General features: G+C 69.3%; 21 protein-coding genes. 8 read left to right on the plus strand and 13 right to left on the minus strand.

What is annotated here, in order from left to right:
- Positions 1–59: 59 nt before the first annotated feature.
- A complete protein-coding gene (locus tag ACYVOM_RS11135) occupies positions 60–518 on the minus strand; it encodes a hypothetical protein (protein WP_460303206.1) in 459 nt (152 codons plus the stop codon).
- Between the two features lie 114 nt (positions 519–632).
- Here ACYVOM_RS11135 and ACYVOM_RS11140 point away from each other — a divergent pair, with 114 nt between their 5' ends.
- The gene (locus ACYVOM_RS11140) at positions 633–1,127 is read left to right on the plus strand and encodes a hypothetical protein (protein WP_460303207.1); all 495 of its coding nucleotides are present in this window, start codon (positions 633–635) and stop codon (positions 1,125–1,127) included.
- A 2-nt stretch (positions 1,128–1,129) separates the two neighbouring features.
- On the opposite strand, the gene ACYVOM_RS11145 is transcribed toward ACYVOM_RS11140, so the two are convergent.
- Positions 1,130–2,569: a hypothetical protein gene (locus ACYVOM_RS11145; protein ID WP_460303208.1), complete on the minus strand. Its 1,440-nt coding sequence runs from the start codon at positions 2,567–2,569 to the stop codon at positions 1,130–1,132.
- Between the two features lie 336 nt (positions 2,570–2,905).
- Here ACYVOM_RS11145 and ACYVOM_RS11150 point away from each other — a divergent pair, with 336 nt between their 5' ends.
- A complete protein-coding gene (locus ACYVOM_RS11150) occupies positions 2,906–3,361 on the plus strand; it encodes a hypothetical protein (protein ID WP_460303209.1) in 456 nt (151 codons plus the stop codon).
- A 39-nt stretch (positions 3,362–3,400) separates the two neighbouring features.
- Here the strand turns inward: ACYVOM_RS11150 and ACYVOM_RS11155 are convergent, their stop codons facing one another.
- On the minus strand, positions 3,401–3,925 hold the full coding sequence (locus ACYVOM_RS11155; RefSeq protein WP_460303210.1) for a pentapeptide repeat-containing protein: 525 nt from the start codon (positions 3,923–3,925) through the stop codon (positions 3,401–3,403).
- A 309-nt stretch (positions 3,926–4,234) separates the two neighbouring features.
- Between ACYVOM_RS11155 and ACYVOM_RS11160 the strand changes: the two genes are divergently transcribed.
- Positions 4,235–4,555 carry a helix-turn-helix domain-containing protein gene (locus ACYVOM_RS11160; RefSeq protein ID WP_460303211.1) on the plus strand — a complete coding sequence of 107 codons (321 nt, stop codon included), beginning with the start codon at positions 4,235–4,237 and terminating at the stop codon, positions 4,553–4,555.
- Positions 4,556–4,573: 18 nt separating this feature from the next.
- Here the strand turns inward: ACYVOM_RS11160 and ACYVOM_RS11165 are convergent, their stop codons facing one another.
- The gene (locus ACYVOM_RS11165) at positions 4,574–5,836 is read right to left on the minus strand and encodes a sialidase family protein (protein WP_460303212.1); all 1,263 of its coding nucleotides are present in this window, start codon (positions 5,834–5,836) and stop codon (positions 4,574–4,576) included.
- Between the two features lie 314 nt (positions 5,837–6,150).
- The gene (locus tag ACYVOM_RS11170) at positions 6,151–6,282 is read right to left on the minus strand and encodes a hypothetical protein (protein ID WP_460303213.1); all 132 of its coding nucleotides are present in this window, start codon (positions 6,280–6,282) and stop codon (positions 6,151–6,153) included.
- Between the two features lie 291 nt (positions 6,283–6,573).
- Between ACYVOM_RS11170 and ACYVOM_RS11175 the strand changes: the two genes are divergently transcribed.
- From ACYVOM_RS11175 to ACYVOM_RS11185, 3 genes are all read left to right on the plus strand, one after another.
- Entirely contained in the window at positions 6,574–7,071 is a 498-nt protein-coding gene (locus ACYVOM_RS11175) for a hypothetical protein (RefSeq protein WP_460303214.1), read from the plus strand.
- Between the two features lie 4 nt (positions 7,072–7,075).
- Positions 7,076–9,889: a tetratricopeptide repeat protein gene (locus ACYVOM_RS11180; protein WP_460303215.1), complete on the plus strand. Its 2,814-nt coding sequence runs from the start codon at positions 7,076–7,078 to the stop codon at positions 9,887–9,889.
- 162 nt (positions 9,890–10,051) lie between these two features.
- Positions 10,052–11,050 (plus strand): recombinase family protein, encoded by a 999-nt coding sequence (locus tag ACYVOM_RS11185; protein WP_460303216.1) that lies wholly within the window; start codon positions 10,052–10,054, stop codon positions 11,048–11,050.
- 22 nt (positions 11,051–11,072) lie between these two features.
- On the opposite strand, the gene ACYVOM_RS11190 is transcribed toward ACYVOM_RS11185, so the two are convergent.
- The 8 genes from ACYVOM_RS11190 to ACYVOM_RS11225 form a co-directional block, all read right to left on the minus strand.
- A complete protein-coding gene (locus tag ACYVOM_RS11190; RefSeq protein WP_460303217.1) occupies positions 11,073–13,244 on the minus strand; it encodes a tetratricopeptide repeat protein in 2,172 nt (723 codons plus the stop codon).
- A gap of 174 nt (positions 13,245–13,418) precedes the next feature.
- Entirely contained in the window at positions 13,419–14,582 is a 1,164-nt protein-coding gene (locus tag ACYVOM_RS11195) for an IS30 family transposase (RefSeq protein ID WP_460303218.1), read from the minus strand.
- 89 nt (positions 14,583–14,671) lie between these two features.
- Positions 14,672–15,838 (minus strand): pentapeptide repeat-containing protein, encoded by a 1,167-nt coding sequence (locus ACYVOM_RS11200; protein ID WP_460303219.1) that lies wholly within the window; start codon positions 15,836–15,838, stop codon positions 14,672–14,674.
- Positions 15,839–16,145: 307 nt separating this feature from the next.
- Positions 16,146–17,207, minus strand: coding sequence for a pentapeptide repeat-containing protein (locus ACYVOM_RS11205; RefSeq protein WP_460303220.1), 1,062 nt, complete (start codon positions 17,205–17,207; stop codon positions 16,146–16,148).
- Positions 17,208–17,652: 445 nt separating this feature from the next.
- The gene (locus tag ACYVOM_RS11210) at positions 17,653–17,799 is read right to left on the minus strand and encodes a hypothetical protein (protein ID WP_460303221.1); all 147 of its coding nucleotides are present in this window, start codon (positions 17,797–17,799) and stop codon (positions 17,653–17,655) included.
- 11 nt (positions 17,800–17,810) lie between these two features.
- The gene (locus ACYVOM_RS11215) at positions 17,811–18,941 is read right to left on the minus strand and encodes a hypothetical protein (protein ID WP_460303222.1); all 1,131 of its coding nucleotides are present in this window, start codon (positions 18,939–18,941) and stop codon (positions 17,811–17,813) included.
- Between the two features lie 2 nt (positions 18,942–18,943).
- A complete protein-coding gene (locus ACYVOM_RS11220) occupies positions 18,944–19,843 on the minus strand; it encodes an ATP-binding protein (RefSeq protein ID WP_460303223.1) in 900 nt (299 codons plus the stop codon).
- A gap of 111 nt (positions 19,844–19,954) precedes the next feature.
- A complete protein-coding gene (locus tag ACYVOM_RS11225) occupies positions 19,955–20,227 on the minus strand; it encodes a hypothetical protein (RefSeq protein ID WP_460303224.1) in 273 nt (90 codons plus the stop codon).
- A 270-nt stretch (positions 20,228–20,497) separates the two neighbouring features.
- Here ACYVOM_RS11225 and ACYVOM_RS11230 point away from each other — a divergent pair, with 270 nt between their 5' ends.
- Together ACYVOM_RS11230 and ACYVOM_RS11235 are read left to right on the plus strand one after the other, a co-directional pair.
- The gene (locus ACYVOM_RS11230) at positions 20,498–21,034 is read left to right on the plus strand and encodes an AAA family ATPase (RefSeq protein ID WP_460303225.1); all 537 of its coding nucleotides are present in this window, start codon (positions 20,498–20,500) and stop codon (positions 21,032–21,034) included.
- 111 nt (positions 21,035–21,145) lie between these two features.
- A complete protein-coding gene (locus ACYVOM_RS11235) occupies positions 21,146–21,367 on the plus strand; it encodes a hypothetical protein (RefSeq protein ID WP_460303226.1) in 222 nt (73 codons plus the stop codon).
- The last annotated feature ends 69 nt before the right edge of the window (positions 21,368–21,436 follow it).

Raw genomic sequence — 21,436 nt, forward strand, 5'->3', positions numbered from 1 at the left:
CGGATGCAACACCATCACGTCACCACACGTCGCCCGATAGACACATTTTGTTAGGAGTTCTAAATGATGCTGGCGTCGGCGTCGACGCGCACGTGGTTGCGGAACAGGGCCTGGCGGGGGTCGGTGACGCGGTGGGGGACGAAGGTCTCGGCGAGGTAGAACGGCAGAGCGGCCAGGTCCCGGAGGCTCGTCTGATCGCGGTCGACGCGGGATACGCCCCCGGGCAGCGGGCCTTCCAGGTCGGGAAACCAGGAGCTCGCCCACAGGAACACCGAGTCGTCCATGAGGGAGCCGATCCGCTTGGCTTCGACCCGGGCCTCGGTGACGGGCGCTTCCCCAGGCCCTGCACGGCGTACCTCGGCGAAGTAGACCCGGCCCTCGTCGAACGGCATGTGGAACGAGCTGCCGTCTTCGACGTCCATGTGCCAGGCTCTGGTCACGATCCACGCGCCGTCGGGATAAGCGAGTTCCTCGCCGATCTTGTAGGCGGTGTACGGCCGCGACACGGTTGTATCCATGAGGGCTCCCGAAGCTGATCACGGTCGGGTGGTTCCCCTCACAGGGGCGATGAGACTCTATCTTCCCATGCGGCTCGGCTGGGCGTGCCGCGGCGGGGACGGTTGGATGGGCTCATGCCTACCCCCCAGTTGCCGTTCGGCCGGAGCGAGTCGTCCCAGCGCAGCATGTCGAGCCTCGAGACGACCGAGGCGATGCAGGAGTTTGCCGAGCGGTGGACCGAACTGGTGCATCCCCACCATCCGGACGGGGACCGGCCCAGCCAGTGGCGAGCGCGCGAGGCCTTCTACCGGGAGAAGATGCGGGTCTTGATCGATGCGGCGAAGGCGCGCATCGAGCAGGAGTGGCCCGGCCTGTTCGAGCACCGTGACGAGCGGGAGGCATGGGTCAAGGCCCTCGTGCTGCGCGTGGCCGTCGAGCACGGCCTTCCCGAGGCGGCGCGAACGCGCCTGCCCGCCCCGCCGTACCGGCCCACAGCGGTGAGCGAGCCGACCGAGGAGGTCGAGCAGATCATGGCGCTGCTGCGGCCCCTGACGCCCCGCGCCATCGGCGACGTGCTCGGCCACGTGACCCGCCGACTACACGAGGAGGACCTGCGCATGAGCTGGTGACCTCATGCGCCCCGGCAGGCCGCGACCAGGTCCGCGCGGCTGTAGACGGCCCCAGCGTCCCGGGGCGTGTGGATGATCAGGTCGGTCAGGCCGCGGGGCACGTCGTCGTCGGGGTCACTGGTGCGGGGGGCGGGAGCGGTGATGTCGTCGAGGAGCCGGTGGAGGAGCTGGGCGAGGGTGCGGGGGCCGCCACCGCTGTATCCCCACAGGATGCCGTTGCCAGCGTGCGCGGGCGCAAGGTAGAGGGTGCCGTCACCGGTGCGGACCCACACCTGGCGCCTGTGCAGGATGACCTGGGAGAGCTGTGACGTCGTGGGGAGGCGGAGCGGGATGGCCGCGTAGACGAGCTCGCCCAGCCCTGCGGCGGCCGGCGCGTCGGTGGCGGGGTCGTTCCACGTGCGTGTGGCCGGCGTTCTGCAGATGGTGTGGCCGACGGTCGGCACGGCGGGCTGGAGCCGGGCGATGAACTCAGCGGAGTACACGCAGCGATCGGGCCGGAGCTCGGCGACGGTGGTGTAGGGGAAGAACTTCCCGCCGTCCCACATCCTCGCGACCTCGACGCACTGGTGGGCGAGGTGGTCGCGGCGCGAGAGGATCTGCGCCCACCCGTCGCGCAGCACGACCTCGTCCGGCGTGGTCGTCTGCGGGGGCGGCGCGGTGATGGCGACCAGGTGGATCGCCGCCCGATCGAAGGCGCGGTCCAGGCTCTCGATTTCCCCGCACACTTCTTTGGTGTACTTCTGGTCGACCTCGCGGGCCAGAGCGAGCGCGGCCTGCCCGGCGGTGGAGCCGTCCTCCTCGCGGGAGTGCAGGCGCAGCAGTGGCCCGGTGTCCAGGGACGAGCGGATCGCGTGCGTCGTCAAGACGGGGTCACCCGGCTTCCACGCGGTGATGTCCTGTGGGTGGGCCAGGCCGTGAATCCAGTAGGGGACCGGGGTCCCGAGAAGCCGCTGCACGTCCATCCACTGGGGCAGGTAGGGGCGGTCCGGGCGTGCGGCGTCAACCGCCCGCAGCTCCGGTGCGTGCAGGCCGTTCCACTCGCCGCCGTGCACGCCGACCAGGACCGCTGCCTCGCTCACGTCGATGAGCCGCGCCTGCGCGCTGCGCATGGCCGCGGTCGAGTAGGGGTCGGCGGTGGTGTAGACGAACCCGAGCTTGCCGACCTCGGTGTCCCATGCCATCACGACGTCGCGGCCGTCGACGGCGGCGCCCAGATACGGGGCTGGGCTACCGGATGAGGGCCGGTACAGCAGCGGAGCCTGCTCGGCCAGCGCCCCGCCCTGGCCCGCGGCCCACCGCAGCACCCTGGTCTCGTCCCAGAACTTCTGGCCATCGGCCTCTCCATCGACGTCGGGGAAGCCCGGCTCGCCGATCAGCCGTCGTGCCTCGGACACGGACACCGACAGCAGGCGGGCGAGAGCTGGGACTCCGAGTCGATCCATACTGGAGACCGTAGGCAGGCCCGCCCAGGAGCCGCACGACCGTGCACGGATACCGATCAGTCACCCGGCCCGTACCGCACTGTGGCGCGGCGGCCAGCCCGGTGCGCTGCCGCCAGGTGCTTCTGGTCTGCGGTCAGGCGGTGAAGGGGACGGTGCGACGCGGCCCTGGATGCCGACCGACGGCCGTGATCGGGATCTTTTGCACGTGGCCCGCGCCGGCCGGGTTCCAGAACAGCTGGACCTCATCGCCGTTGGCGATCCCGGGGCAGGGCGCGACGCTGCTCCGTCGGGCCCAACCGCCCGGATTGAACGCCCTCTCGCGGCTAGGCTTCCTGCGTGAGTGCCCCTCGTGACGATGACGAACCGTTCCGGTCTGAGATCCATCGGCTGAAGGCCATCTGGGACCGGCTCGCCGGCGCAGCCCAGGCCGCCGTCAAGGCTGCTGCCGACGCCGATGCTCGCGCGCTCGGCATCACGGATCGGGAGATCTTCACCGGAGCGGTCAACGAGCTCGCCGCGGTCCTCGACGACAGGCGGGCCCCGCGCTCGACGCCCTGGAACGCTTTTGGCCGCCGAGGCGCACCGCGACGACGTCCTCGCCGTCACCGAGCGCACCGGGGCACCATCGTAGTCGCGGCCGACGTCGCCGTCGGCACTGCCTGGATCGGCGTGCACCTTGTTCCTGTGGTGGCCAAGGCACCCCTTGTGGAGACCACTCATCGGTCACGTGTGGGGGCCGCTCGCCGTGGCCTTGGCCGAAACGCGTGGCGTGCTCCCTTCACGAACCGGTGAGGGGCACCCGAACCAGGGCGCTCGGAGAAAGGCGTCAGGTTATGCCCCGGGCAGCTGCCCGAATAGGGTCTCGTTGTCGGTCTTGGCGAACTGCCGGATCTTCTCTTCGGAGATTCCCCGGACTCCGCGCAGGTCCGCGCCCCGCAGGTCTGCATCTTGCAGTTTCGCACCGCTCAGGTCCGCGCCTCGCAAGTTCGCATCGTGCAGATTCGTGAGGTTCAGGTCTGCTTTGTTCAGGTTCGCACCGCGTAGGTCCGCAGTGTGCAGGTTCGCGTCGGCCAAGCCCGCGTCGCGCAGGCTCGAATCGCGTAACCCCGCCCCGGCCAGTTCCGCGCTGTACAGGGTCGTCTCGTTCAGGTTGGCGCCGACCAGGTTCGCCGCGGACAGGGAACCGTTGGGCGTGCGGATGCCGTGGAGGTCCAGGGTAGGGGCTCCGGCGGGGTCGGCGGGCCGGCGGGCGAGGACGGAGAGGGCGGCCTGGACATCGGTGTCGGGCTCGTCGGGCAGTTCGTCGTATTCGACGGTGGGCGCGGGGTCGTGCTCGCGGATATAGGAGGCCAGCACATCGCGGATGGAGAGTCGGTCAGGCGGGGGTGGCCCGTGTATCGGGCGGAAACAGCGAACCTTGCTCCCCGCGTGCGCGTGGGAATCGGGTTGCCTGTCCATGCCGTGCATGCTCTCCCGCGCGAGCAGGCGGGGAGGTTCGAGCCCCGGCAAGGTGAACCGTTGATGGCTCGTTCGGGGCGCACTGAGGTTGATCACATGAACCGTTCATGACTCGGGTGAAGCGGCCGCACCGGACGGCCGCCCCACGCCGCATCATGGAGGATCCGGTGCCAGTCGTCTGGCCGGGGCGAAGGGAGGGTGGCACACGTGCGCTCCGACGAGGTTCCGCGCCACTACGTGGTGTCGGGCCGCTGGCCCAAGGCCGAACTGGCCTACGACTGCCCTGTGGGCGCCCGCTACGGGCTGGAGCTCGCGCGCCGGCTCCTGGCCGAGATGACGCTCCAAGGGCTCAGCCAGCGAGATGTCGCGGCGCGCTCGGGCATTGCCCAGGCCACCATCGGCCGCATCACCCGCGGTGAGGTCTACCCGGATCTGGCGACCCTCGCCCGGCTGGAGACCTCGCTGCACGCCCGGCTCTACCCCGCCGACCTGCTGGACCGGCCCGGCGGCCCGGCCGGTCCGAGCTGACCGGCCGGGCCGAGCACGTCATCCGTTGAGGATCCAGGCGAGGTTGAACTTGCGCAAGATGATCGACCGGTTGGCACCGTTCGGGTTCGTCTCCACCAGGGCGACGATGCGGTTGTCGGCCGACTTGGCCAAGCTGGAGTAGCCGCCTTCTGGACCGAGGACTCCGCTGGGGTCGGCGGGAGCGGGACCGTCGCTGAACGGGCGGCCGACCTCCCAGTCGATGACGTTCGTGGCGTCGTTGTTGTAGCTGATCCGGATCTTCATCTTCTCCCGGCCGCCGTCGCCGATGGACAGCGTGCTCGCCGAGTTCAGGAAGAGGGTCCGTTCGTGGGTGGTGTCGCTGTTGTACTGCAGCAGCGAGCCCTGGACTTTGGGGTCGTACAGGACGTCCTCGGCGTGGAACGCACTGAAGCCGCCGGCGATCGAGCCGCGTGCGGAGTAGCGCCGTTTGGCGCCGTCGTCCCACGTCGTGTTGGTGGGCCTGTCGTTGCGGTACAGGGTTCCCGCGGCGTCGGTGAACTGGGCGATCGCCCCCTCGCTCGTCTCCTCGCCGAGCTTCTGCACGTGCCAGGTCTGTCCGTGGTCGGTGCTGTAGATGTTGCGATGCGTCGCCGGGATCACCAGCGTGCCGTCGCTGGTGTAGATCCCGTTGCCGGGCCCCACCGCGTCCCACTTCCAGATGCTTCCGTCGTCCTTGGTGTGCGGCAGCAGCTCCTCGGTGAGATCGGTCGGCAGAGCCTCACCGTTCAGGCCGGTGAAGGTCGCTCCGTGGTTGACGCTCTTCATCGCGTAGACGCGCCGGTCACCCCATGCGGTGATCGCGGTGGTGGGGATACCGGTGTTGGGGTCGGTGTCGCCCTTCTCGCTCTTGTCCGCGGCGTTGCCCGACAAGAAGAGGTAGATGGTGCCGTCCGACTGGTCGACCACCGGCGTGGGGTTTCCCCAGGTGCCCTGGCCCGCCCCGACGGCCTCCTTGAGGCTCGACCAGTCCGAGGCCGCTGCGCCGTTGTTCGTGCCGATCTTGTACAGGACGTTGATGTTGCCCCAGTCGCGATTGCTCGCGGCGCGGCCTTCGGCGAACGCCAGGAGGTTGCCGTTCTTCGCTCGCACGATCGCCGGAATGCGGAACGAGTGGTAGCTCAGATTGTTTAGCGACTCCTCAAAACCGCCTTTGAACAGGGCGTACGTGGTGTGCACGGGAGTGGCGGACGCGGCCGGGTCGGTGGAGGCCAGCTCCGCGGCGGCCGGGGACTGGCCGGCCACGACCACACCGGTCGCCACGAGGACCGATGTCAGGAGCGCACGAATGCGGGGAGAGCGGGGAAAGGCCGATGCGGACATGCGGAAACTCCGTCTGGCTGAGGGGATTTTTCGCAGTCGGCCGACCGTGCGGTCACGGTAGCAGCGAGATGAACAACAGGTAAATGATCGGCTATGAGAGTTGCCGTCTAATGTGGCCGATCAGTGTCTCTCCAGGCGCGGAAGACGCGAAGATCGAGCCATTTATGGCTCAACATGGCGCGGATCGGGGGTGGCCCGCAGGGGAAGTTCACGGAGGCGGACACCGAGCGCGCGGGGGTGGCCCCGCCACGCTGCTACTCCGCCAGGGCCTTCGCGCTGAGGCACAGGCCTGCGGCGTTGTGCCCGGACGGCAGCGCCTGCTCCTGGTCGTCGATCAGTCCGAGGAGTTCTTCCGTGATCCTGGCCGGTACGAGGACCGGCGCCACGACGACCTGAGCCGCGTGCCGGACCGGCTCTCCGCTCCCGAACGTGGCCCCAGCCCCAAAGTAGAGCGTCTGTTCTGGTCAGCGTCCCACTCAAAACTGTCTCGCAGAACGCCGTGGTTGTGAGAGGACTTCTGCGAACGGCGAGCTGGAAGAACGCTCCCCGTCATGGCGTTGCGCTGACCTCGCAGAACTGGTCATTTCTGTGAGACCGGCCCGCGAGGAGGATCGGTACAGGAACCAGCGCTTATGCTGTCGATTCTCGAAGTGCCCTGCACGGATGTCTGAAGTCCTGTGCACGAGTTGGCCTTCACCGGTCTGCGCGGTTCGCTCAGACCACCGTCTGTGATCTTGTTGTGGCGGGATGATGTGGCCATGTCGTCGAATGGGTTGAAGTGGTCGGGTGGGATCGTCGTGGGTGCGGCGGTGGGTGGGTTGGCGGTGTATCTGGCGACGTTGGGGTGGGAGAAGGCGGGCTGGGTTGCGGGCGTGGTGTCGATGTTCCTGACGGTGGCCGGTATCGGGCTGGCTGTGTCTGGTGAAGTCCGCGGCCGCCGGGAAGCGGCGCAGGGCGGCCGGCCGGGTGCGCCCGGTCCGGGCTCAGCGGGGCCGGAGTCGTCCGGCGGGGCACCGGCGCCCGGTTCGGTGTCGAACACGGTCACCCACACGACGAACAGCGGCACCCTCATCCAGGGGCACACGATCAGTTACCCGCCCCTGCCGCCGGCTCCCCCAACCGGCCCGCCAGCGCAGGACGCCGGTCCTGCTGACGGCGCGGCTGGGCAGGGCTGAGGCGGTGGGCGAGGTCCGCAACACGGTCACCGGGACGTTCAACCTCGGGGTGATCGTCCAGGGCGAGCATGTGGTGTTGCAGCTGCCGGTGCAGTTGACGGCGGCGATGGCGGGCCTGCCCGCGGTGGAGTCGTCGTTCACCGGCCGCGGTCAGAATCTGGAGGAGTTGCTGGAGGTGCTGGCCCCGCACCCTGTTCCCGCGGCTTCCGCGGGTGGCGGGGCTGGTGGTGCGGTGGTGGTGTCGGCGGTGGGCGGGATGGGGGGTGTCGGCAAGACCGCTCTGGGGGTGCTGGCGGCCCGGACCGCGCTGGATCGGGGCTGGCTGGCCGGCGGGGTGCTGTTCGTGGACATGCTCGGCTACGACCGTGAGGAGCCGCGGGACGTCGATGGGGTGGTGGCGGGGTTCTTGCGGGCGATGGCGGTGCCGGACGAGCACATTCCGGCCGACGCCGGCGAGCGGCTGGTGCTGTACCGGTCGGTGCTGGAGGGGTACGCGAACTCCGGCCGTCCGGTACTGGTGTTCATCGACAACGTCTCCGACACCGGACAGGCGCGGAGGCTGCTGCCGGGGCATCCGGCCTGCCGGGCGATCGTGACCAGCCGCCAGCGCTTGGCCCGCCTGGACGCCCGTCAGATCGACCTTGACACTCTCCCCGCAGATGAGGCCGTTCACCTGATGACCAACGCCCTACGGGCGCGCCTGCCCGGTGACACGCGCCTGGCCGACGATCCGCAGGCCGCACAAGAGTTGGCCGGGTTGTGCGGTGGGCTGCCGCTGGCGTTGCAGATCGCGGCCGCACTCCTGGCCCGCAACCCCCACCTGACCACGGCCGCCCTCGCTGACATCCTGCGGCCTGCCGCGCAGCGGCTGAGTGAACTGCGCGACCATCAGGGCACCCTGGCCGCGGTGTTCGACCTGTCCTACCAGCGGCTTGCCGCCGACCGGCAACGGCTGTTCACTCTCCTGCCCGTCAATCCCGGCCCCGACATCTCCACCAGCACCGCCGCCGCCCTCGCCAGCCTCGATGCCACCAGCGCCCGGCACGCGCTGGAAGACCTCGCCGACGCCCACCTCATCGAACCCTCACCCGCCCTTCCGGGCGGCGAGCAGCGCTGGCGGCTGCATGACCTGCTCCGCCTGTACGCCCACCACCTGCCCGACAACGACGCCGACCGCGCCCACGCCCTCATTCGGCTGCTGGACCACTACCAGACCACCGCCCAGCAGGCCACCGTCCACCTCGAACCGCCCACCAGCGGAGACCCGGCGTCCACCGCCTTCCCCGACCGCGACAGCGCCCTGGCCTGGCTGGACGCCGAACTCGACAACCTCACCGCCGCCATCACCACTGAACCCACCAGCGACCACCACCGCGAACTCGCCCGCGACCTCCCCCTCACCCTGGTCGATTACCTGGCCTGGCGACGCCACTTCAACCTCTGGATCACCCTCACCATCACCGCCCTCCACCAAGCCGAACACTTCGGCGACCTACGCGCTGAATCCATCGCGTTGAATAACCTGGGGGGCGCGCTGCAGCAGGTGCGGCGGTTTGAGGAGGCGATCGACGCGCACCAGCAGGCTGGCACCATCTGTCGGGAGATCGGTGACCGGCGCGGCGAAGGCTCGGCGTTGAACAATCTGGGGCTCGCGTTGGCGGATGTGTGGCGGTTTGAGGAGGCGATCGACGCGCACCAGCAGGTCGCCATCATCTTTCGGGAGATCGGCGACCGGCGCGGCGAGGGCGTGGCGCTGGGCAATCTGGGGAGCGCGCTGCGGCAGGTGCGGCGGTTTGAGGAGGCGATCGACGCGCACCAGCAGGCCGCCACCATCTTCCAGGAGACCGATGACCGGCACAGCGAAGGCGTGGCGCTGAACAACCTGGGGAGCGCGCTGCGGCAGGTGCGGCGGTTTGAGGAGGCGATCGACGCGCACGAACAAGCCGCCATCACCTTCCGAGAGATCGGCGACCGACACGGCGAGGCCGGAGCGTTGAATAACCTGGGGGGCGCGCTGCAGCAGGTGCGGCGGTTCGAGGAGGCGATCGACGCGCACCAGCAGGCCGCCACCATCTTCCGGGAGACCGATGACCGGCACGGCGAGGCCAAGGCGCTAGGCAATCTGGGGAGCGCGCTGGCAACGAAGGTGCGGCGGTTTGAGGAGGCGATCGACGCGCACCAGCAGGTCGCCATCATCTTCCGGGAGATCGGCGACCGGCACAGCGAGGGCGTGGCGCTGGGCAATCTGGGGCTCACGCTGTGGGGAATGCGCAGGCTTGAGGAGGCGATCGACGCCTACCAGCAGGCCGCCGCCATCTTCCGGGAGATTGGTGACCGGTACCACGAGGGCTCGGCGTTGAACAACCTGGGGGGCGCGCTGCAGGAGGTGCGGCGGTTTGAGGAGGCGATCGACGCGCACGAACAGGATGCACAGATCTGTCGGGAGACCGATGACCGGCACGGCGAAGGCGTGGCGCTGGGCAATCTGGGGAGCGCGCTGCGGCAGGTGCGGCGGTTTGAGGAGGCGATCGACGCGCACCAGCAGGCCGCCACCATCTTCCAGGAGACCGATGACCGGCACAGCGAAGGCTCGGCGTTGAACAATCTGGGGCTCACGCTGCGGCAGGTGCGGCGGTTTGAGGAGGCGATCGACGCGCACCAGCAGGCCGCCACCATCTTCCAGGAGACCGATGACCGGCACAGCGAAGGCGTGGCGCTGAACAACCTGGGGAGCGCGCTGCGAAAGCGAGGCCGGTTGATCAAGGCGAGGAAGGCGTTCGTCCGTGCGCGGGAGTTGTTGAGCGAGTTCGACGAGTAACCAGGGTTCTTCTCGTAAACGCTCGTTTCTGAGAACACCCCGAGCCCTGTGCCGACGCCAGGAGAAATGTCCGATTCTCGGGCCGGAACTTTCTCAGAACTCGTTCTCATGCAAACCTGCGATCCGCAGGCTTGTAAGAAATGTTTGTGAGAGCATCTGGGCATGGTCGAGATCCCCGAACAGCGCGAAAGCGAAGAATCCGCCACCGAATCCGTTATCGGTGCTCTTGTCGTTTCTGACGCTGATGAGGTCGAGCGTCACCTGTGCCCCCGGTGCGGTGTTGATGCCGGTTCGCCGTGTCGGTCGCGTTCGGGCGCGGTGGCCGGGACGTATCACACCGGCCGGTTCGCGAAAGTCGCCCGGCTCGCGAAGGTCCTGCGCGTGCCGACCCCGGCCGACCGGAATCCGGGTCAGCCGTGGCGTCCGGGAACGCCGCCGCCAGCTCCCGTTGTCTCCGACCGGCCGGGCGCCGACATCCGCATCGGCTACGCCCGCTGCTCCACCCTCGCCCAGGAACTCCAGTCGCAACTCGACGCGCTCGCCGCGCACGGGATTCCCCGCGACAAGATCTTCTCGGAGAAGATCTCGACCCGGGTGAACGTGCGCCCGCAGTTCGAGGCCGCGCTCGCCGCCGCCCGCCAGATCAAGGAGCACGCGCCGCACTGCCGCGTCATCTTCACCGTGTACGAGATGAAACGGCTCGGCCGCGACACCGCGGAGCTCGCAGCGCTCGCCGACCACCTCGCCGCCCACGGTTTGATCCTGGAGATGCTCGCCGGCCCGCTCACCGGTATCTACGACCCGGCCGGGTCCGGGCCGGGCCGGATGCTGTTCGCGTTCTTCGCCGCCATGGCCGAGACGGAGCGCGAAGCCATCCGCGAGGCCACCCTCGAAGGACTGGATGCCGCCGCCCGCAAGGGCAACCACGGCGGCCGGCCCCCCGTCATCACCGACGACATGCTCCACACCCTGCTGCGCCGCCGCACCGCCGGCGAGCGCGTCGAAGACATCCGCGGCGATCTCTACATCCCCACCGGCAAACGCCGCGGCCAGAACCCGTCGCTGGCCAGCTGCTACCGGGCCCTGGCCGAACACGACAAGACCAGCGCCTACCCCGAAGCCGTCCAAGCCGCCCACACCGAACACGCCCAACACCACTGACCCGTGCCCCGGCCATCGACGGCTACGACCCGGCCCCCGCGGTTCCACCGACCTCGCCCGCAGCCCGCGCAGCCTCTACATTTTCCCGCACGATCCGCGTTGTCGGATGATTCGCCCCCAGGACCCGCTCGCAGTCGGTGAGGGTCTGTTCGTACAGGGGGATGGCGCGGGCCAGGTCTCCCGCCGACCGGTAGGCGCCGGCGAGGTTGTTGCGGGAGGTCAGGGTGTCGGGGTGGTCGTCGCCCAGGATGCGTTGCCGGTCGGTGAGGGTCTGTTCGTACAGGGGGATGGCGCGGGCCAGGTCTCCCGCCGACCGGTAGGCGTAGGCGAGGTTGTTGCGGGAGGTCAGGGTGGAGGGGTGGTCGTCGCCCAGGACCCGCTCGCAGTCGGTGAGGGTCTGTTCGTACAGGGGGATGGCGCGGGCCAGGTCCCCTGCCGTCTCGTAGGCGCCGGCGAGGTTGTTGCGGGAGGCCAGGGTGTCGGGGTGGTCGTCACCCTGGAGCCGTTGGTCGGTGGCGAGGCCTCGCTCGTAGTAGGCGATGGCGTGGTTCAGCGCTCCCTGGCCTTCGAGGAAGCTGGCGGTCCGGTCGGTGAGCAGGGAGGTGGTTGCGGTGTCGGTGGCGGGGTCGGCGTGGTCGAGGAGGGCGTGGATGTGGGGCAGGAGAATCCGCCAGGCCGGCCAATCGGCAGGGTCCTCGGTGGAGCGGGGGCGTGTGTCGTTGAGCAGGCGGGTGGTGGTGTCGCGGGCGGTGTCGATGTCTGCGGGACGGCGGTGGGGGTCGGTGGGGTCGGGGGTGCGGGCGACGGTCTGGACGAGCCGGTGCACGCTGACCTCGCTGCCGGTGAGGGTGATCATGTTGTAGGCGGCGAGCACGCCCAATGCCTCGGACACCTCCGCGGTGTCGGCGAGCGGGGCGAGGAGGGTGCGGGGGACGGTGTCGGGTGCGAACCAGGCCAGGATCCGCAGCAGGTCCCCGGCCAGGGGGGCGGTGGCGGCGAGGTGGTCGAGGGTGAGGCGCCAGATCCGGGCGATGGTGCGCTCGGCGTCCGCGCCGCGGGCCGCCCGGTCGAACACGACGGCCGGCTGCTCACGCAGCAGCCCAAGGTAGTCGGCAGGGGTGAGGCGGGTCTGGTGCAGGTAGGCGCCGGCCTGGTCGATCGCCAGCGGCAGCCAGCCCAGCTCACCCACCAGCTCATCAGCCCCCGCCCAGCTGTCCGGGTCGCGAGGCTGGGCGAGGCGGGTGAGGAGGTCGACGGCCTCGTCGTGGGTCAGGACGTTGAGGTACAGGAGGTGGTGGCCTGGCAGCCGGTGCCAGCCCTCGTTCAGGCGGCTGGTCACCACGATCCGCCCCGACCCCAGCCGGGCCACCAGGCCGGCGATGTCGGCGGGGTCGGCGACGTTGTCCAGCACGAGCAGCCACCCATCGTGGCTGGCCAGCCACAGCACCGCCCGCCCGGCCAGCACCTCCAACTCGCTGCCCGCAGTCTCGGGCTGCAACGCCACCGCCAGATCGGCCAAACCGGACTCCAGGTCGGTGGGGGTGTCGGCGGTGATCCACCACACCGGCGTCCGGCCCGCCCGCGCCTGCTGGAGTGCGTAGTGGGCGGCGAGCGTGGACTTGCCCACCCCGCCCAACCCCGCCACCGCGGCCACCACCACCGGCCCCGGCCCGCCCAATGCACGGCCGAGCCGCTCCAGCTCGCCCTCACGGCCCACGAACACGCCCGTCTGCACCGGAACATGCACCAGCCCGCCCGGCGCCGAGACCTCGGCGGGCGAGGGCGGCGGTACCGGCGCCTCATGGTGATGCGACACCGTCTGAGTGATGGAAGCGTGGTTGCCGAGCGACGCGATCCCCGACAGAGTCCCCGCGCTCACCGACCTGGCCCCGCCCTGCCCCGGGACAGGAGCCGCTGGCGCGGCCGCTGCAGGCGCAGGCCGCTCGGCTGGAGGTGTGCCCGTCTGGGAGATGACGGCGCCGTCGCCCAGCGATGCGACCCCCGACAGGTCCCTGCCGACCGTCACCGACCGATCCCCCACCGGCGGCGCGGGCTGGGCGCGGGAGTCGAGCCACAGCTTCAGCCCTTCCGCGGCTGCGGCGACGCCGATGCCGATGCCGAGCGCCCACCAGTTCCACTTGCCGTCCTGCAGGACCTGGTTGACACAGATCCCAGCCCCCACGATCGCGGCCACGCCCGCGACCACATGAAGAACACCGCGCCCCAACGACACCCCGGCCCACCCTCGTGTGAAGGAATCCCCCGATCCCGACACCACCGATCAAACCCGCCCCAGCCCGCACCTGTCAGCCGGACCCGCCGATCCAGGCCTGACGCCGCGCGACCCGTTTCATAAGCGATGGCGGATTCAGACGGTCAATGCACCAGCCTGTTGGCAGATGTCAGCGTAGACCTCGTTGGCGGTCCGGTAGCCGTGGGTCTTGCGGGGGCGGTTGTTGAGTTCGGCGGCGATGGCGTCGAGGTCTTCCTGGGGGATCGTCTTGAGGTCGAGGCGTTTGGGCAGGTACTGGCGCAGCAGGCCGTTGGTGTTCTCGTTGGTGCCTCGCTGCCACGGGCTGCGCGGGGTGCAGAAGTAGACGGGCATCGACGTGGCTGCGGTGAAGGCCTGGTGTTCGGCCATCTCGGCGCCGCGGTCCCAGGTCATCGACCGGCGCAGCGGCTCAGGTATGGCGAGCGCGGCCTGGGTGAGGCGGTCCCGGACCTGGTGGGCCTTGTGGCCGTCGGGCAAGGCGACCAGTTCGACGTAGCGGCTGGTGCGCTCGACCAGGGTCGCGATCGCCGATGGCCGCGTTCCGAGGACGAGGTCGCCCTCCCAGTGGCCTGCGGTCGCCCGGTCGTCGGCTTCGGCCGGTCGCGCGCCGATCGGCAGCATGTGCCGGGACTGGCCCTGGCCGTTGAGCTTTCGGGGTGCTCGCGGGTGGCGCATCGCCCGGTAGGTCCGCAGCCGGGCCGTCAGGGCACGGTTCAGTGCTCGGCGGCGCGGGTCGAACAACGACAGGTAGATGGTCTCGTAGGAGACCTGCCGGGCGGACTCGCCCGGGAACATGAGCCGCAGCCGTCCACTGACCTGCTCCGGCGACCAACGCCGGTCGAGCAGCTCCTCCACCAGGGCGCGCAACTCCGGATCGGCCGCGAGTTTCGCGGGCTTCGGACGGCGCGAGCGCCGCACCGCGGCGGCATCGGCCTCACACGCCCGATAGGCCTCGCGACCGCCATTGCGCCGGATCTCCCGAGACACCGTTGACGCGTTCCGCCCCAGCAGGCCGGCGATCGCACGAGCTGACAGCCCCGCCGCCAGGCCACGGGAGATCTCCTCCCGCTCAGCCGACGCCAAATGCCGCGGAGATCGACGTGGCGCCGCCACCTTGATCCCACCGGTCTGCCGCAGGAACCGCTGCACATGCTGGAACCCCACGCCGAACTCCCGGGCGATCAGCCGCAACGACGCACCCTCACGCCACCTGCACCACAGCTCCTCCTGCTGCACCGCAGACAACCCGTAATCCCGCACCAGACCTCCACAAATCGAACAAGATCATTGTGACTGGTGCATTGACCCCTTGAACCCACCATCACCCATAAAACAAGGGTCTGGAGTGCTCAGCCTGCCCCGTCCGTCGGCATCAGCACGCCCGCAGGCCACCGGCCCTCAGCGTCTGCCTCGATACCGGCAGGAGGTTCATCCCCGTCGAAGAACCTTGCGCGCGTGAGGTCGACCGTCCCGCCCAAGAACGATGCTTCGGTGAACTTAAGTGCCTCGCTGGGAAGCCCCGGGCCTGCGAAGACGACGCGCCCCCCGCTGAACGACGCTTCGTGAAAGCTGACCGTCCCACCGGAGAACCTCATGCGCCAGAAGTTGATCCAACCGCCCGAGACGGTCGCGCGCCAGAAGCTGACGAAATCATAGGATATTTTCGCGTTCGAGAAGTTGACGGTCCCGCCGGAGATCTTCGCGTGCGAGAAGTTGATGCTCCTGCCAGAGATCTCTGCACGCGCGAAGTTGACAGAAGCGCCGCAGAACTCCACTTCCGCGAAGCTGACCAGGCCGCTGGAGAACTTCGCACCTATGAAGTTGATGGTTCCGCTGGAGAAGCGGGCGCCGTGGAGGTCGCCGCCGTCGAAGACGACGTCGGTGAAGTCGAAGTCGTGACCTTGCCACGAGCGGGGGTGGTCGGCAGGTAGGCGGAGGTGGTTGCCGATGAGGCGGATGATGGTGTGGCGGACTTCGCGGAAAGCCCGGTAGTCCATGCGGGCACTGGCGTGCGCGGGGTCGTCACCGGGGTCGGGCTCATAGGGCAGGCGCAGGTAGGCGCACAGGACGTCGATGCAGGTCTGGCGCATGCTGGGTTCGTCGTCGGCGATCCCGGCCAGGGCGTGGACGCCGCCGAGCTCCACGGGGGCTTTGTTCGAGCCGAGCTGTTCGACGGCCGCGGTGAACCGGCCGGTGACAAGGCCGCGCTCGGTAGCTGCGGCGGTGCGCATGGCGGCCTCGGCGCTGTGGATGGAGGCGCGGGTGGTCTGCTCGGAGGACTCGGCGGCCTTGAAGGCGGCTTCGGCGGTGCGGCGTGCCGAGGCCGCGTTCGCCGCGGTGTAGAAGATCGCCGTGGCGGCGAGCAGGCTGGCGGCGATGCCGGCGAGGCGGCCGCGGGCGTTGTCCAGGACGTCCTGGCGGTCGGCGCCGGTGACGGCGTCCTTGCCGTGCAGGGGTACCTTGTCGACGTGCTCGACCCACCACTGCGCGCCCGGCCCGAGCACCGCCAGCACCACGCCCAGCACCGCCAGCGCCCCGACGACGGCCAGGACGATGCGGCCCAGGCGCCGCCAGGGAAAGCGACCCTCTTCCCTGAGGGCCGACGGAGTCGTGGGCAGAGGGGTCCGCTGGGAGTCGCTCACACCCGATCAGACGCCGCACCCGCCCCGGAAGGTCCCCAAAGGGCCGCTGGTTTCTGACGAGGGTTGCTGACGGCGGCCGCTCCAGGTCGTCGGAGGACGTCCGGCGCCCTCAGTATTCGATCGTTTATTGACGGCGCGCGGACCGGCGCAGTGAGGCACGGTGATCACCGCGACGTGTCCGCTATTCCCTGGGTATGGGCCCGAAGCGGGTGGCTTCGTCGAGCTGTACACCAAGCACGTCCCCCTCGGTCCGGCCTGTGCCGCTCAGGTTCGCGTCTTCCAGGCTCGCGTAGCTCAGGTCCGCGCTGCTCAGGTCCGCGTCGCTCAGGTTCGCGTCGCTCAGGTCCGCGCTGCTCAGGTCCGCGCGGTGCAGGTCCGCGTCGCTCAGGTTCGCGCTGCTCAGGTCCGCGTCGCTCAGGTCAGCGCTGCTCAGGTCAGCGCTGCCCAGGTCCGCGTCGATCAGGTCCGCGTCGATCAGGTCCGCGTCGTACAGGTCCGCATCGTTGAGGTTCGCACCGGCCAGGTTCGCACCAGCCAGGTTCGCGCCGTTCAGGTTCGCGCCGTTCAGGTTCGCGCGTTCCAGGTTCGTGCCGTGCAGGTCCGCGCCGCTCAGGTTCGCGCCACTCAGGTTCGCGCGGCTCAGGTCGAGGCGGCGCATCTGGAGATTGAAGAGCGGTTGTGGTGCGGGCCGGTGGGCTAGGACGGTGATGGCTGCTTCGAGGTCGCCTCCGGGCTCTGCCTTCATGGGCGGGCCGTCGTCCTTCTTGGGGGTGCGTTGGTTGATGTAGGCGGTGAGGATGGAGGTGATGGCCTGCCGGTCGCGGGGTGAGTCGATCATGAGACGGCCGAAGGCGTGCAGCGCCGCGAGGCGGACGGAGGGGTCGGGGGAGGCCAGGGCTTCGGCGGTCTTGGTGTATCGGTCGGTGACGAGGGCTTCCTGGGAGATGCGGATCTGGTCCTGGGTGGCGTCCAGGGTGACGACGGCACCGACGAGGGTTCCGGCGCCGACGATGATGCCGAGCACGAGCGCGATGGTGTTGATGCGGCGGTGGGCGCGGGCGCTGCGGCGTTCACGTTCCTCGGCGGCGAAGCGGCGTTCCTCGGTGGCGAGCTGGCGTTCCTGGTTGCGCAGCTCCATCCGCTCCATCGCCGTCAGCGCGGCGATCTCGTCGGTGGAGGGCCGGGGGATGTCCTGCGCCTGCGGTGCCGGTGCGGTCGCCGCGTCGGCGGGGGGTTCGCTCATGATCGGTGAGACGTGCGCGAGGCCGTGGGGGATCACCACCCGGCCGTGAACGCGGGTAGGTTCCTGCCGCCGGGCTCGGAGTGCCCTTCTACCTGTCGGCGACCCGAGCCCGTGAACGACCGCCCCGAGCCGCGCTTTATCACCCCGGTGTCGGGCGTGTACCGGCACCTGCGTCTCGGGGTGTCGGGCATTCACCTAATGACGACAGCCTGGAAGGCTTGCCCGTAGAGCGATTCGGGCGGGGCCATCAAAGTCCAGGTGATCAATGAGCCAGCCCCCTACTGACCTTCACGAGCCCGACCTCGGCCCGCTCGGATTTAGTTTTCGTACCTCACGAGGTGCCGGGATGGTTCTCATTCCGGCACCTCGTCTCGGGCGGCGAAGGGCGATACCGTCGCTCACCTGGTTGCGGATCGTCGCAGTGCTCAGGCCTTCATGGGCCCGGTCACCAACGTCGGTACGTCAGTGCGGCGCCGGCTGCGGCGATCGCGAGCAGGAGCGCGAGTTCGAGGTAGGCGATCGCGCCTTGGAGAGCGGTCACCCCGATGAGCATGATGGCGAAGAAGACGATCACTGCTCTGAGGAGCTTCACAAGATCACTGCCTATTTGTTCTGCTGGATGGTGTACTTACCGGTCTTCCCGTTGACGGCGTACCGCTCGTAGGGGTTGTAGGTCGCGTAGCAGCCCACGATGATCGTGCAGGCGGTGAGGGAGCCCTGCATCGTGGAGTAGTAGCTCGCGGTCTTCTTTCCGCCTTGGGCGTCGGTGGTGAGCCCGTTGTTGGTGATCGAGGAATGCGCGTCGGTGATGTAGGGGTAGCGCTCCTTGATCGAGGTGACCTTGCCGCCCTTGTAGCAGTACTTCAGGACGTGGTGCCAGCGCATGATCACTTGGCGGAGGTAGCTGCGGTAGGTGATGTATCGGTCGGCGCGGTAGCACGTCGGGGGGATCTTGCGTGCTGCGTCGTCGTCGGCCAGGTCTTCATTGGCCTCTGCGATCTCTTCGGCGTTCGGAGCGACCTCGACGTCTGCAGCGCCGCCCACATCGGCCGCGTCGATGTCGGGGACGACCGCCTGCCATTCCGGGTAGGAGGCGAGAGTGGTGCGGTCGGCGTCGGTGAGGCTTCCGCCGTTGGCCTTGAGGCGGGTGTAGACGTCAAGGATCGGTTGCGGGATGGGCTTGATGAAGTAGCCGCTGACGCTGATCAGGAGGTGGACGGCGGCGTCGCCGTGGTTGGTGATGGTGACCTTGCCGTCTGCCGAAGGAGCGGTCAGGTCGAAGGCCGCTGCGTCTTCTCCGGCCTGGTAGAGGAGGGTGGCGATGTACGGGTCGGCCTGGCCGGCGGGGCGGAGGGTCATCCAGCCCGCTTTGGTCGGGCTGATCGCCTTGATCTGGAGGGCGGCGGCGGTGACCGTGCTGACGGGCACGCCGGAGGCGCCGCTCGCGTCGAAGGTCAGGGACTGCTCGGCGCCGAGCGCCGCGGTGGATCCGCCGGTGCCGACGCCGGCCGCGGTGTCGACGATCGTCTTGCTGGCCATGGTCGCGAAGTTCGAGCCCGTTCCGGCGTTGAAGTAGCCGCGCACGGAGATGACGGCGTTGACGGTGCCGGGGCTGTTGTTCGTCACGCGGACCTTGCCGGTTCCTGCGGTCGTCTGCACGATCGAGAAGACGCTGTTGTTCCAGTCGTTCTGGGTGAACTTCAGCGTGCCGATGCCCTGGGGGGAGTCGGTCACGCTCATTCGGCAGGGTTGCGGACGAGGGGGATGACGCCTCCGCCGTTCTTGGCGTCGATGAGGCGGAAGGACTCGCCGGAGGTCAGGATGAGGTGGGCGTGGTGCAGGAGGCGGTCGACTCCGGCGCTGGCGAGGGTTTTGGGCATGATGGAGTCGAAGCCTTTGGGGTGGGTGTTGCTGGTGAGGATGATGGAGCGGCGCTCGTAGGCGGTGTCGATGATCCGGTAGAAGGCCTCGGCCTGGATCGGCTCGACCGGGAGCACGCCGATGTCGTCGATGACGATGATGTCGTTGGTGCAGATCTTGGCGATGGTGCGGGTGACGGTGCCGTCGACCTTGGCCTGGTTGAGCTGGTTGCCGAGGGTCTCCAAGGTCTGCCAGACCACGCGCATGTCGTGCTCGATGGCGTGCCGGGACAATGCTCCGGCCAGGTGGGACTTGCCGGTGCCCGACGGGCCGGCGAACACGACGGTCTCCTTGCGGCGGGCCCAGTCGAGCGCGATGAGGGCCTGCTGGACCTCGACGCCGATCGACGGCAGCTCCGGCTTCCAGGAGGCGAAGCTCTTGGCGTTCGCGGCGAAGCGGGCGGCGCGGACCCGGGCCAGGCGGCGGGCCTCGTCGACGCCCATCATCTGCGCGGCCAGGAACTGGCGCAGGAACTCCTCATACGACCACTTGTCGGCCTTGGCCGAGGCGAGCAGGTCGGGGGCCGCCGCCCTGCCGTGGTGGAGTTTCAGCTTCAGCAGCGGCTCATCCAGGTAGTCGGGCAGCGGCTGGGCACTGCGGCTCCGCCCGCCGGGCCGGTCGTGGTCGTCGCTGCGGGGCCGGGGGGTGAGCAGGTCGGCGGCCGTGGCGGCGCGGGGCGTGTTGTGCTGGCCGGGCCGGTCGGTCTTGGTCGTCATGGACGTTTCCCTTCGGATGGATGTGGGGCATCACCTCGGATCGCTGGCCGGCCCGAGGACGGGGCAGGTCGCGGTCTTTCGGGAGCGATGCGGCGGTGATGGGGCCGGGGGTTACTGTTCGGCGCCGATGCCGGGCAGGGCGGCCCAGCCGCCGGTGCCGGGCTGGATGGAGTAGGCCTCATCGACCCACATGGTCGTGCCGCGGCGGGTGGCCGCGACGTGGTCGCACAGGGCGGGCAGGTCTCCTTCGGCGAACCGGCCCCAGATCGCGGCCAGGCCGAGGACCTCGTCGACGATGTCGGGGCCGACGGCGTCGGCGAGCTTGACCGCGCGCGCCATCTTGGCCTGGATGCGGGCGACGCCGGACGCGGCGGCCTCGGTCAACCACCGCCGGGCGCCCTCACCGAGCGCGATGAAGTCCTCCTGGCCCGCGAGGAGGATCCGTACAGGAATCAGCGCTAAGGCGGCAATCTTGGTTGCGGTTCGGTGGCGGGGCGCGTTCGTCCTGGCCGTCGCCGCCCGACCCGCCCACCTGCCCACTGGCGCTTGACACAACCCGGCCGCGCCGTCGCCCTGCTCGACGAGACGGGCTCAGCGGCTCCGTGCCGACCTTAGGATCGCCGTTCCAGTGGGGACGGAAACGGGAGCGAAAAGATGAGAATCGGGATTTCTGGGACGCATGGAACCGGGAAGACGACGTTGGCCGAGGAGCTCTGCGAGCGGCTGCCCCGGCATGTGACGGCGGCGGAGCCCTACTATCTGCTCGAGGAAGAAGGGTACGAGTTCGGGTTTCCGCCCTCGCTGGAGGACTATCGGGCGCTGCTGGAGTGTTCGGTGCGGAGCCTGGCGTCGCCAGAGGACGGGATCGTGTTCGACCGGACGCCGGTGGACTACCTGGCCTATATGGCGGCGATCGGTGCGGATCCCGTGAACGAAGTCGGCGGCGAAGCGCTCCGCAGGGCTTTCATGAGCCTTGATGTGCTCGTCATCACGGTGATCACCCCCGAAACGGAACGGACCCTGCCGCCGCCGGAGATGCCCGCGCTCCGCTCCCGGATGAACGAGGCGCTGCTGGACCTGGTCAGCGCCGACCCGTTCGACGCCTGGGCGGACCTGCCCGTCCTGGAACTCGACGGACCCCTCGGCACACGGCTGGCGACGGTCCTCGCCGCACTGGAACAGCTCCGGTGAGTCGGCGCGCGGTGTCCGGTTCGGGCGTTCATTTTCCCGTTCATCTTCGGCCGGATCCTGCTACCGTTCGGATTCCTCACGCGAGACGTTTGGTGAACGGAAGGCGGACCTGTGGCGCTCATCGGCCTGGTCCGGGTCAGCACCGACAGGCAGAAGACCCAGCGGCAGCACGACGCCCTCGCCCCGATCTGCTGGAGGGTGTTCGAGGAGCCCGGCTCGTCACCGAACCGACACCAGCCTCAGCCCGCTACCGCCAGAATCCGTTCCGATCCTCCTCGCGGGCCCTACCGAGCCCTCGCCGACATCGACGAGCAGGCCACCAACCCCGCCTAGCTACCCGGGGACGCCCGCGCCCTCCGCCGGTCGATGAGGTGCGTCGCCACGAGACCGCGGACTCGGGGA

This window comes from Actinocorallia aurea, from assembly GCF_054783995.1.